The sequence below is a fragment of the Embleya sp. NPDC059237 genome (assembly GCF_042754105.1).
In the GTDB taxonomy this organism is placed as follows: Bacteria; Actinomycetota; Actinomycetes; order Streptomycetales; family Streptomycetaceae; genus Embleya.
The window spans coordinates 90,435-102,082 of record NZ_JBHZAE010000028.1 but is presented as its reverse complement, the minus strand read 5'-3'; the positions used below and the strand labels follow the sequence as shown (position 1 = coordinate 102,082).

10 protein-coding genes are annotated in these 11,648 nt (G+C 71.0%); 8 read left to right on the top strand and 2 right to left on the bottom strand.

The genetic code is table 11. The features are described 5' to 3' along the window. The coding region (locus ACFXKZ_RS48810) for a hypothetical protein (protein ID WP_380013705.1) at positions 1-354 on the top strand (354 nt) is incomplete at its 5' end. 146 nt (positions 355-500) lie between these two features. On the opposite strand, the gene ACFXKZ_RS48805 is transcribed toward ACFXKZ_RS48810, so the two are convergent. Then, positions 501-1,325: a hypothetical protein gene (locus tag ACFXKZ_RS48805; protein WP_380013702.1), complete on the bottom strand. Its 825-nt coding sequence runs from the start codon at positions 1,323-1,325 to the stop codon at positions 501-503. 362 nt (positions 1,326-1,687) lie between these two features. On the opposite strand from ACFXKZ_RS48805, the gene ACFXKZ_RS48800 reads away from it, so the two are divergent. The 3 genes from ACFXKZ_RS48800 to ACFXKZ_RS48790 all read left to right on the top strand — a co-directional run bounded on the left by ACFXKZ_RS48800 (position 1,688) and on the right by ACFXKZ_RS48790 (position 4,020). Continuing rightward, positions 1,688-2,341 carry a hypothetical protein gene (locus ACFXKZ_RS48800; RefSeq protein ID WP_380013699.1) on the top strand — a complete coding sequence of 218 codons (654 nt, stop codon included), beginning with the start codon at positions 1,688-1,690 and terminating at the stop codon, positions 2,339-2,341. A gap of 187 nt (positions 2,342-2,528) precedes the next feature. Further along, positions 2,529-3,587, top strand: a complete 1,059-nt coding sequence (locus ACFXKZ_RS48795; RefSeq protein WP_380013696.1) for a hypothetical protein — start codon at positions 2,529-2,531, stop codon at positions 3,585-3,587. Positions 3,588-3,678: 91 nt separating this feature from the next. Next, positions 3,679-4,020, top strand: a complete 342-nt coding sequence (locus tag ACFXKZ_RS48790) for a hypothetical protein (protein WP_380013693.1) — start codon at positions 3,679-3,681, stop codon at positions 4,018-4,020. Between the two features lie 386 nt (positions 4,021-4,406). Here the strand turns inward: ACFXKZ_RS48790 and ACFXKZ_RS48785 are convergent, their stop codons facing one another. Continuing rightward, positions 4,407-4,697, bottom strand: a complete 291-nt coding sequence (locus ACFXKZ_RS48785; protein ID WP_380013690.1) for a hypothetical protein — start codon at positions 4,695-4,697, stop codon at positions 4,407-4,409. 374 nt (positions 4,698-5,071) lie between these two features. On the opposite strand from ACFXKZ_RS48785, the gene ACFXKZ_RS48780 reads away from it, so the two are divergent. The 4 genes from ACFXKZ_RS48780 to ACFXKZ_RS48765 all read left to right on the top strand — a co-directional run bounded on the left by ACFXKZ_RS48780 (position 5,072) and on the right by ACFXKZ_RS48765 (position 11,418). After that, positions 5,072-5,848, top strand: a complete 777-nt coding sequence (locus tag ACFXKZ_RS48780) for a hypothetical protein (protein WP_380013687.1) — start codon at positions 5,072-5,074, stop codon at positions 5,846-5,848. A gap of 618 nt (positions 5,849-6,466) precedes the next feature. Continuing rightward, positions 6,467-7,972 carry an ISL3 family transposase gene (locus ACFXKZ_RS48775; RefSeq protein WP_380013708.1) on the top strand — a complete coding sequence of 502 codons (1,506 nt, stop codon included), beginning with the start codon at positions 6,467-6,469 and terminating at the stop codon, positions 7,970-7,972. A 267-nt stretch (positions 7,973-8,239) separates the two neighbouring features. Continuing rightward, a complete protein-coding gene (locus ACFXKZ_RS48770) occupies positions 8,240-8,680 on the top strand; it encodes a hypothetical protein (RefSeq protein ID WP_380013684.1) in 441 nt (146 codons plus the stop codon). A gap of 86 nt (positions 8,681-8,766) precedes the next feature. Then, positions 8,767-11,418 (top strand): tetratricopeptide repeat protein, encoded by a 2,652-nt coding sequence (locus ACFXKZ_RS48765; protein WP_380013681.1) that lies wholly within the window; start codon positions 8,767-8,769, stop codon positions 11,416-11,418. The last annotated feature ends 230 nt before the right edge of the window (positions 11,419-11,648 follow it).

Sequence of the window (11,648 nt, the reverse complement as noted above, 5' to 3'; positions counted from 1 at the left end):
ACCGGCACCGAGACCGAGATCGGTCGGCAACGGAACGTCGAAGGCTGGGACCCGAACTCCGGCACGGCCCTCGTGGTCGACACCAAGCGCGGCGCACTGCGCCCGGTCACCGACTACGAGGACTTCTCCCACCTCGAACCGGCGAACCGAGTCGTCGCGGCAGTGCCGGGAGGCGGATGGCGGGCCCACTGGAACGACGAAGGCCCGGGCAAAACTCCGCTGACGGAACAGGTACTCGCCTGGCTGGTCACGTCCAACGGGCGCGCCACCCCCATCACCATGGACGCCCACGGACACGTCGACGACGCCTATGGCGCCGACGCCTTCATTCCCCCCGGCGAGGAACTCGACTGAAGGCCCCGCATCTCAACGAAGACAGTCCGCCGGGTCGACCGACATCCTTCAGAATGACTTCGTTGCAACAGACACCCTCGGGCACGCAGACGCGCCCGAGCCTGCCGGCTCCGCGTCAACATCACCGACGCACGGAGCAGTCTCGGTCAGGAGGCATCCAGTGTCACGCCCGCGAGCGTGGGCATCGCCCGGAGAAAATCCGGGACATTGCGGAGTTCGCCCAGCCGCTGCTCGTAGGACTCGACCCGCTTCGTGCTGTCCGCGGCAAGGCCGGTCAGCCGGTCCCGTGGATCCGTCTGCGACGCGACGATGATGGAGTCGTGGTTGCCCACGTCCGAGCCGATCGTGAGGTCGACGAAGATCCCGTCGTCCCCGAGGACATCGGCCGGGACCGGCCGCACCGGGCCGCGCAACGCCGCGGTCAGACGCTCGAAGCGTTCGGCTCCCGGGGCGACGGCGAACACGGTGATCTCCGAGGACGCGTCGAGGAGCACGGCGTGCAGCGCGGACACCAGGTCCCTCGGGGTCGCCAGCGGGAACAGGCCCGCGCCGTCACGGCCGATCCTCTCCCCCTCCCACCCGGTGGGCCCCCGGAGGAACGTGTTTGTCGCACTCCCGGGAACGAAGCCGTTGTCCCGCGCCGCGGCGGTCACCTGCTCCGCGTCGACCTCGTACTCCCAGTCCACGAGGACCGGATCACGTCCCAGTGTTCGTGCGGCGTCGTGAAGGTAGTACGCCGGAATCGCATAGCGGGCCAGGCCGGCGGTCAGGCGCCAGACCAGCCCCACGTAGACGGCGACTTCCTCCATGTTGTTGTTGTTCACAGCCCACTCGGAAAACGGCGTCTCGTCTTCGGGCCATTCCCCGGACAGCCCCGGCCAGTGCCTGGACACGACCACGTCGTCGCCCGGGAGGTAGTGGTAGACACGGGTGCCATGGCGCTGGTCGGGCTCGAACCGAATCGGATGCACGGCGCCAACCTAGCCCTCGTCCCATGGCCCGAGCCCGCCAATTTTCGCTGTCGATCCCCCACTGCGAGCCCCGCGACCTGGGAGTGGTGACAGCACTTCACAGCGACATGGATCTCGCTGGTAACGGTGCAGGCGGCTCCCGAACCCGCGTCGAAACGACATCCACGGAAACCGACACGGCCACACGTTGGCGCACGGCCGGCACCTCGGCCACCCGCCTCCGGGTATCGGCCCGTCCCTTCGAGGGCAACACCTGCGGCAGGCGCGTCTGGAGTCCGACCACACGCCTGTCGCGATCCCCGGAGAGTGGTGAATCGCCGTTCCGGCCCCGGAAGCGGACACTCCCCGTCTACGTTCGCGGTATGAGTTTCGAGCCGCGCTGGACGCGCAACCCCGATCCCGTCACGGTCGAGGACTGCATGGACCTGGAGGACGATCTGGAGCGGGAACCGGACGGCACCCGTGCGTTCGGCGCGATGCTCCGGTCGTGGGCGCTTCCCGATCCGGGTGTGGCGCGGGGGCCGCACGTCGCCGCGTTCGCCCTGGCCGCGGCCGCGGCGCTGGTGGAGGGAGCCGGCGGCACCTGCGCGGGACCGCGCTACCGGGCACGGGAGAGCGCGGTGGAGATGTCCGAGGTCGTGAACGGCGTCGCCCTGGGGAACATGGCTCTGGAGCGGGCCAGCGACGACATCGCCGCGCGGGACACGTTGGCGCTGCGGTTGCGGTTCCAGGCCGAACACGCCTCCTGGCTGGTCGTGTTGGCCGCGCGCGTCGCCGACGAGGCGATCGCCCTGTCCCCCGACGACCCGGCCGCGCGAGCGGACCTGGCGACCGCGGCGGCCCTGACCCGGTCCGTGCTGCACGCCGCCCGGGCCTGCGTCGCCGGCTGCGCGGCCCGCGTCAAGGAACTGGGTTTGCCGGACGAGCCGTTCGACACGGCGTCGGCCCGCATCGACAAGCACGAGGCGACGATCGAGATCACCGCCCGACACCTGGCCGACGAAGTGGGACGTTAGCGACCCCACGCGTCCGCGGGTCACGCCACGGGCGCGCAGCGCTCCGGTAGCCGTCGCGGCGTGCCGGGCGGGTTCGACGTGCCGTCGGTGGTGCGCGGGTCGTCCGTGCCCCGGCGGCCCGGCATGTCGTCGGAGCCGTGTGGGAGTGTGGACTGGTCGATGACGGGCCGGAGTTCGGGGGGACCGTATGCGCGGATGGGTCGAACGTCTCGGTACGACGGTGGCCGTGTTGGTGTCGGTGGGATGTGCGGTGGCGGGTTGTTCGTCGGGCGGCGGGGACACCAGGCCCGTGCCGAGCGCGTCGGCGGTGTCGCCGGCTCCCGACCCGCCGGTGATCTCCGAGGCCGAGGCCCGGCAGGTCCTGGAGCGCTACGACACCGAGAACAACGCGTCGAACGCCGCCCTGGACGGCAACCGCCTCGCCGGGGTCGAGGGCGGCGAACTGCTGGAGGCGTCCCTTGCGGGGTATCGTGCCGACCGGCTGATACCGGACCGCAAACCCTCCGAGCCTTTCACCCACCTGGACCCGCGGTTCTGGATCCCTCGCGCGAGCGGCCATCCCCGCACGTTCGTCGCCGTCGCCGCCACCCACGCCGACAGCGAGGACAAGGCCGTCGTCCACTTCGTCCAGGACACGCCCGGCGCGGCGTGGAAGGCCGTGTTCACCGCCTACGCAAGGGTGGGCGACCCACCCGCGACGGCGAGCGCGAGCCCCGAACGCCAGGCCCGCCCGAAGTTCGAGGACGTGGCACGGGACCCCTCCGGCGCCGCGCGCACCGCGACCAACGCCGGCGCGGGCGCGGTGTGCGAACGGTACGCCGCCGCGATGTCGGTGCCCGCCGGCCCCGCCGCGTCCGAGGCCCGTCTCGCGCCGGGCAGTTACACCACCGACCTGCGCAAGCGGATCGAGGACGACGCCCATCGCGACGAGCGGATGTCGCAGACCACCACCGTCACCGCCCGCCCCCTCACCCGGCAGGTCTTCCGGACCGCCTCCGGCGCCCGCCTGGTCCCCTGCGTCCTGGACAAGGCGATCGAGACGAAGACACTGGTGCCCGAGACACACCTGACGGCGACCACACCTCGCACGATCGCGTTCCTGGGGCGGGACAAGCCGTTCACCACCATCAGAACCACCTTCCTCGCCTGTGTCCTGATCCTGGTCCCCGACACGCCCGACGCACCCGCCACCGTCCTCACCGGCGGACTGGGACAATCGCACCCCCTGGACGCCACCGGAACCTGAGAGTCGTCACGGAGGCACCGCGCCCTGCCCCGCCGACGGGCCCGGCCGAAAATCCCGGGCCTGCAACCGCGAACCGTGGCAGCCTGCCCTCATGCCGACAGAGCTACGAGAACACACAGGCCGTCACTACGCCGTCCAATTCCACTACGCCTTGCCCGACGACTCGTGGGCCGTGGAACTGAGCGAGGCCGAGCCCGCACCGACCGCGTGGACCGAGACCCCCGACGCGCAGAGTCATCTGCCGGGAACCGCCTTCCTGGTGGCCTTCGTTCCCGACGAGGACCCCGAACTGGAACCGACGGTCCACATCCACAGCCATGACGAGCACGTCATCCCCTACGAGATCATGCGCTGGTTCATGGAACTGGTGGCCGACCAGGTGGATCGCTGCCGCACCGCCTTCGAGCAGGAGGTACCCGAACCAGTGGAATGACCACGCCGTGGCCGACGTGATCACAGCTCGGAGCCGTCCCGGACACCCTCGTTCAACGGGCCCACACCACGCCGGTTCGGCAACCGATGACCGCACTGCGACACACAGGACGCCCGGCAAGGGCCAGCCGCGGGCACTGCCGCCGGAGGACCCGATACGCCCGGCTACCGCCTACCGGGCACCGGCGCACGAACCCGATGCTGCGCCGACCCGCACCGCTGTTCGGCGTCGTCTGCGGCCGACCGCGTCGTCGACCATCTCAAACCACCGCCGGCGCTGTGGCAGCGCAAGCGGTTCCGCAAGGAATCCGTGCCGATCGTCAACGAACGCCCTCGTGCCCACCCGCTCGACGACCCAACGGCCTGGCGAACGTCGCGGGGTCGGTGTCACTGCGCGGCGACCAGGTGGACGTGCAGGCCTCCACCACCGGTGATCTCGGGCACGGGCATGTCCGCGACCTTAATCGGGACGGCTCCGGGGGCGTCGAGTCGGATCCGGTACAGGATCGGGTTGCCGGAGCCGGCGCGGGAGAGGAACAGCACGGTGTTGCCGTCCGGGGCGAGGGTGGCGTCGGTGTTGGCGCGGTCGTTGGCCGGCAGGAGGGGGACCACCGAGGTCACCGAGGCGCGGTCGGGCGCGAGGGTCACCCGCATGAGGGCGCCGGCGTCGGCGCACACGAACGACGTGTTGTCGATCCAGAAGCGGGGGGAGCAGTGTGTGGGGATCTTCGCCGCCCGGCATGCGTTCCTCGTCGAGGATGTCCCGGGCGCCGATCCGGACGGCGTCGTTGATGTGTTGGCCGTTGCGGACCAGGCGCATGCCGCGTCGGTACTCGTACGCCACGGCCACGTCACCGCCCGGGGAGACCATCTCGACGGTGGCCGCGGGGCTCCACACGCTCTCGCCGGACAGCAGGAACGAGTTCGTGCTCGAGCGTCCGCGTTCCCTCGGCGCGGCGGGGTTGCGGGGGTCGCGGGGGTGATCGGACCGCGCCGCTGCCGCGCTTCGTGCGGCCGGGATACGTGTCTCCCGAACGCGGTAGCCTCCGCCCGTGACCCACAGTCCGCCGCCCGAGGCGGTGCCCGAACACCGGGTGATCCTGGAGAACACCGACTGGGCTTCCCTGATGGCCCCGCAGGGAAGCGGCGGGTTCCTGCCCGCAGCGCTGACGCGACTCCTCGACGTCAACCCCGCGGTCCGGGCGGCCGCCGCGGAGGAGGCGCTGATCGGGCACCAGAACACCATCTACGAAGCCACCGTGCCCGTCGCGCGGTTCGTCGCCGCGATCCTGGATCATCCGGCCATCGCGGCGGGCGAGGACGACACCGCGACAGAGGTGGGCGCGTCACGCCCGCCGACTCGCGCGGTACTCCTGAACTGGCTGGACGACACGGCGTTCGACGCCGACGACGAAACCGTGGCCTGCGGCAACCGAGCCTTCGACGGCCGTTACCTCGACAACGATCCGGACATGCGCGCCTTCCGGGACCTTCGCCCACGGTTGTTCCGCGCGGTCCGGCCGCTGCTCGACGCGGACAATCCCGCCGTGCGCGACGCCGCCGTCCTCGCCGCCATCCCGCTCGCGGAACACCCCGACCTCACGGACCACCACGACGAACTCGCCGCGCACGCCCGCCGCCTGCTCATCACCGGCACCGACCGCTACACCCGCGACCGCGCACTGGGCGCGCTCACGAAGTGGGGCCACGACGTCAGCACTCTGGAGAACCCCGACGACGTCGAAGCCCGCGAGACCTACGCCCGTTCCCGCGCCACGCGCGAGAACCTCGGCGATTGGGGCGGCTACGCCGACGACCCGCCCTTCTGACCCGAAACCATCGCACCCGATACCGCGGCCCCTCCGTTTCGGCCCACGGAACCCCAGACCCGATCAGAAGTGAACGAAGCCACTCCTCCCTCACACGACGTGAAGCCAGCCGGCAGCCGATGGGTCCGTCAACGGCCGAAGTCGGCGAGGTCGTGCCGCGCGGCGCGAAATCACACCACCGAGGGGTGTCGAAGCCTCTGCCGATGCCGAAAGAACGACCTCATGACGACGGACCCCGCCGGCTACGCCACCCCCTGGTTCTTCGCCCCGACCCCGGATCAACCGTGGGACATCACCCTCGAGGACGTCGTCGCCTCCCTCGGACAACGACCCGACGCCCACTGGAGCGCCGGGGAGGGCTTTCACAAAGAGCCCCTCCTCGAAGGTGTGGTTCCCCATCGGACCGTGGCTATTCCAGGGCTCCTACACCCCACGTCCGGCGTCCCTGAGCATCCGCATCTGCGACGCCCGCGCCGCCGCCGAGGTGTGGACCACCTGGTTCCTCCCGCTGCTCCCCGGGGTCTGTAAATCGAACGGCTCTGCCTCACTTCCGGTGGTAGCGGAGTGTGATTCCGTGATCATGTTCGAGTGCTGAGTGCGAACGAGCTTGTGGGCGTGGTGTTTTCAGGTCTTGCGCCGCTGGTGGTCGAGGAGGTTGCGGACAGGGGCGAGGTCATCCGAGTGCGCACCCGGACGCCTGGCGATCCGGTGGATTGCCCGGATTGCGGCGGTCGGACCGGTCGGGTGCACGCCTTTCATGAACGCACGGTGACCGACGTGCCCGTCGACGGCCGACGGGTGGTCATAGTCGCCCGGCTCCGTCGCCTTGTCTGCCCCACATCGGCTTGCCTCCGCATCACATTCCGTGAGCAGATCCCCGGCGTGCTGGAGCGCTATCAGCGGCGGACAATGCGGCTGCTCACCCAAGTCCGTGCCGTGGTGCGGGAACTCGCAGGCCGCGCAGGCGCACGGACGCTGAAGGCGCTCGGAGCGGGGCTGTCGCGGTGCACCGCGCTGCGCGTCCTGGCGGCAATCCCGCTGCCGCCGCTGCGGGTTCCGCAGGTCCTGGGCGTGGACGACTTCGCGCTCAAGCGCCGCCACCGCTACGCGACCGTGCCGACCGACGCCGAGACCGGCGAACGTATTGATGTCCTGCCCGGCCGCGGCGTCGACGAGCTGGAAGGATGGCTGCGAGGCCATCCGGGCGTCGAGATCGTCTGCCGGGACGGCTCAGGCGCTTACGCCGAGGCGACACGCCGTGCGCTTCCCGACGCGGTGCAGGTCAGCGATCGGTGGCATTTATGGCGGAACCTCTGTGAGAAAACGCTTGCCGAGGTCCGCTCGCACAGCTCGTGCCGGGCCACCGTCAACCCGCCCCGGCCCGGCGGCGTCCACGAGCAGACCACCCGCGAACGCCGGCATCGGGTCCACGACCTGCTCGGCAAGGGCGTCAGCCTGCTTGAATGCGCCCGTCGGCTGAACGTGTCCCTGAACACCGTCAAACGGTACGCACGCACCCGCGAACCCGACGCCCTGCGACGCGCCCCACGCTACCGGCCGACGCTGGTCGACCCCTACCGGGACCATCTGCGCGCACGCCGCGCAACCGACCCCGCCGTGCCCGTGACCCAGCTCTTCCAGGAAATCAAGGAACTCGGCTACACCGGCAGCTTCAACCTCCTCCACCGCTACATCACCCAGGGCCGAGCCGAGGGCGACCGGCCCGTGATCACGCCCAGGCGCTTCGCCCGCCTTCTCCTCACCCGCCCGGACAACCGCCGCGAGAAGGACACCGACCTCATCCGAGACCTCACCGCCGCATGCCCCGAGATGACACAACTCCGCACCCACATTGCCGAGTTCGCCTCTCTCCTGGCCCCCGCTCAGGGAAACGACACCAGGCTCACGGCATGGATCGCCGCAGTTCGTGCGTCCGACCTTGGCCACCTGCACGCCTTCGCCAACGGCCTCGAACTCGACCGCGCAGCAGTCGACGCCGCGCTCACCACCCCCCACCACAACGGACGCACCGAAGGAGTCAACACCCGAACCAAACGCATCATGCGGCAAATGCACGGACGAGCCGGATTCGATCTACTCCGCCACCGGATCCTGCTCTCGTGACACGCAGAGCTACCACCGGAAGTGAGGCAGAGCCGTTAGTTTTACAGTCCCGCGTCGTCTTCAACACCGAGGACGGAGTCGAGAACGGCTACGGCGACGTCGAATTCACCCTTTCGTGTGTTTCGGGAGGCAGGGAGGGCGGTTCGGGGGTGTGGTCGTCGTCTTGATTTCGGTCCGGTGGGCATTGCCGGTCGGGTGGTGTTACGGGCGGGTCACCGTTGGTGCAAGTGGGGTTAGTGGCGGGGGCGGCGGTCGGACGATGGGGGGATGACGGCCAAGTCGTGGGCATGGGTGGGCGGCATGGTGGCGGGTGCGGCGCTGGTGGGGTTGGCGGTGTATCTCGCGGTGGTGGGGTTGGACGAGGCGGACAAGTGGGCGAGCGTGCTCGGGTTGTTCGTGGCGCTGGCCGGGCTGGTGGTGTCGATGGCGGGGGTGCGTCGTGAACGCTCCTCGCCTGGTGGCCAGTCGGTCGAGGGCAGCGTGACAAGCGCCGGCATCGCGCAGGTGTCGGATACCGGCGGGAGTGTGCGCATCACCCGCCGTGGCCCGGGGGTCGCCGGGCCACCGCCGGGTGCGCCCGGTGTGCCGCCCGTGGGCGGCACACCGCCGGCGGGCGACGGGCAGCGGGTGCGCGACAGCGCTGTCGGTGGTCCGGTGGATCAGGTGCGGAACACCGGTGGGGACGTCGAGATCGACGAGGGTCCGTGACCGGCCCTGGCCGCCGGTCGTGCTGGTGGTCCCGACGGACCACCCCGCCGGCTCCCGGGGCGGGTGTTGCCGGGCGGGGTGGTGCGGTGCTGGCGCGTTCGGGGCAGTGGGTGGCGGGGTCGGTGGTGTACGGGCCGGTGGCCCAGGTCTCCGGTGTCACCGGGGACGTGCACGTCACCACGCACACCGGAGCGGAGCGGGCGCTGTACCGAGTGGACGCCTTCCCTATGGAGCGTGCGGCGCCGTCGGTGGCACAGGCGCGGGCGCAGCCGGCGCGGTTGTTGCAGGCCCGTTACGCGTTGGTGGACTTCACCGGCCGCCACGCGGAGTTGGCGCGGTTGGCCGCGTGGCGCGACGGTGCGGGTGCGGTGTCGGTGTTGTTGCTGCACGGGCCGGGCGGCCAGGGCAAGACACGTCTCGCCGCCCGCTTCGCCGCCGCCACCCGTACCGGCGGCGGGGGTTGGGAGGTGGTGCAGGCGCGGCACGCCGCCGACCCCACTCCTGCGGACGCCTCCTCGGGGCTCGGTGACCCGGCGGCGGGGGTGTTGGTGGTGGTCGATTACGCGGAACGGTGGCCGGTGGACGACCTGCTGACGCTGCTCGCCCACTCGGCCGCGCAGGAGCGTCGGGTGCGGGTGCTGCTGGTGGCGCGTCCGGCCGGGTTGTGGTGGCAGACGTTGGCCCATCGCCTGGACCGCCTCGACCTGGACACCGACGTCCTGCCGCTTGCGTCGTTGACGCGGGACCCGAGCGCGGACTCCGCCGCCCTGTTCGCCGCCGCGCGGGACCGGTTCGCCGCCGCCCTGGACGTCCCCGATCCGCAACGGGTCCCCGCGCCCGCCGCGTTGGGCGATCCCCGGCGGTTCGGCCAGGTGCTGGCCGTGCACATGGCGGCGGTGGCCGCCGTCGACGCCCACCGCACCCGCACCGCGACGGACCTGGACGCGCCGGGCCGGATCTCCGGCTACCTCCTGGACCGCGAACGCGACCACTGGCGGACCCTGCACGCCAACGGGCGCATCGGCGTCCCCGCCGAGACCCTCGCCCGCACCGTGTACACCGCAGCCCTGACCGGGGCACTGCCCTACGACGCCGGCCACGCCGCGCTCACCGCGATCGGCGCCTGCACCGGCGACACCACCGACCGGGCCCTGACCGACCACGCCGTCGCGTATCCCCCCGCCGATCCCCACGCCGGCACCGTCCTGGAACCCCTGTACCCCGACCGCCTCGCCGAGGACTTCCTCGCCCTCACCACCCCCGGACACCACCTCCCCCACGCCACCCCCGACCCCTGGACCACCACCGCCCCCGCACGCCTCCTCCACCGCGCACCCGACACCGACGCCACGACGCACACCCACAACGAACAGCGCATCACCCGATCCGCCCTCACCGTCCTGATCGCCGCCGCCGCCCGCTGGCCCCACCTCGCCACCACCCAACTCGCACCCCTGCTCACCGCCCGCCCCGACCTCGCCCTCCACGCCGGCGGCGCAGCCCTGGCCGCCCTCGCAGCCCTCGACGATCTGCCCGTGGAAATCCTGGAGACCGTCCACGCCCACCTACCCCAAGGCCGCCACACCGACCTTGACCCCGGCATCGCCGCCCTCACCGCACGCCTCACCCTCCACCGCCTCGCCATCACCACCGACCCCGCCCACCAAGCCCGCCTCCACACCACCCTCGCCAACCGCTACGCAAACGCCGGACTCCACCGACAAGCCCTCACCGCCGACGAACACGCACTCGACATTTGCCGTCGTCTGGCGCGAGCGAATCCCGCCGCGCACGAACCCGACCTCGCCACGTCGTTGAACAACCTGTCGATCCGGTTCGGGGCGGTGGGTCGGCGGGAGGAGGGTCTGGCCGCGGGCGAGGAGGCGGCCGAGGTCTACCGCCGCCTGACGCGGGCGAATCCGGCCGCGTACGAGGCGGACCTCGCCGCGTCGTTGAACACCCTGTCGAACCGGTTCGCGGAGGTGGGTCGGCGGGAGGAGGGTCTGGCCACGATCGAGGAAGCGGCCGAGGTCTACCGCCGCCTGACGCGGGCGAATCCGGCCGCGTACGAACCCGACCTCGCCACGTCGTTGAACAACCTGTCGAACCGGTTCGAGGCGATGGGTCGGCGGGAGGAAGGCCTGGCCGCGATCGAGGAAGCGGTGACCATCCGGCGTCGTCTGGCGCGGGCGAATCCGGCCGCATATGAGCCGGACCTCGCCGCGTCGTTGAACAACCTGTCCGTCTGGTTCGGGGACGTGGGTCGGCGGGAGGAGGGTCTGGCCGCGATCGAGGAAGCGGTGACCATCCGACGTCGTCTGGCACAGGCGAATCCCGCCGCGTACGAGCCGGACCTCGCCATGTCGTTGGGCAACCTGTCGAACCGGTTCGGGGCGGTGGGTCGGCGGGAGGAGGGCCTGGCCGCGATCGAGGAAGCGGTGACCATCCGACGTCGTCTGGCACAGGCGAATCCCGCCGCGTACGAACCCGACCTCGCCACGTCGTTGAACAACCTGTCCGTCTGGTTCGGGAAGGTGGGTCGGCGGGAGGAGGGCCTGGCCGCAATCAAAGAAGCCGCCCGGATCTACCGCCGTCTGGCCTCAAAGTCACCAGGGGTGTTCGCCGAGCGTCTACGCGCTGTGCGAGAGGTACGGGCGGACCTGCTCGACAGGCTCGGTCGAGCGGGGGAAGCCGAGGAGATCCGCCGCCGGCTCCTCGACGAGGCTCTCGAAGACTGACATCGGCCGCGCCTTGTCCCGACCACTCCCCACACGCATGCCCTGCACGCGCCACCTCCGCGCACGACACGGTCGCCTTGCCCACCTCCCACATGATGGACCAGCTCGACTCCGCCCCACCGTCGGGCAACCCCGCCCGCCAACGCGGTCGGCGCCGCGAACTCGACCCGATCGAGGCGCAGGCCATCGCAGCGATCATCACCGAGAGTGAACCCATAGCCCCTGCCGGC